1 protein-coding gene is annotated in these 315 nt (G+C 65.4%); it reads left to right on the forward strand.

From position 1 onward, the window contains the following. Window positions 1–315: aldehyde dehydrogenase family protein (locus L981_RS32135; protein ID WP_043626560.1), on the forward strand; the 315-nt coding region annotated here is incomplete at both ends.

Genomic DNA, 315 nt, shown 5'->3' on the forward strand with positions numbered 1-315 from the left:
TGTCGCGCGAGGAAGGCAAGACATTGGCCGAAGGCATCGGCGAGACCGTGCGCGCCAGCCAGATCTTCGACTTCTTCGCCGGCGAATGCCTGCGGTTGGCAGGCGAAGTGCTGCCGTCGGCAAGACCCAATATCGGCGTCGAGATCACCCGCGAGCCGATCGGCGTCGTCGGCGTCATCACACCCTGGAACTTCCCGATCGCCATCCCCGCCTGGAAGATCGCGCCGGCACTTTGCTACGGCAACACCGTCGTCTTCAAGCCGGCCGAGCTGGTTCCCGGCAGTTCCTGGGCGATCGTCGACATCCTCCACCGCG

The organism is Ensifer sp. ZNC0028 (genome assembly GCF_000799055.1).
Lineage (GTDB): Bacteria > Pseudomonadota > Alphaproteobacteria > Rhizobiales > Rhizobiaceae > Ensifer.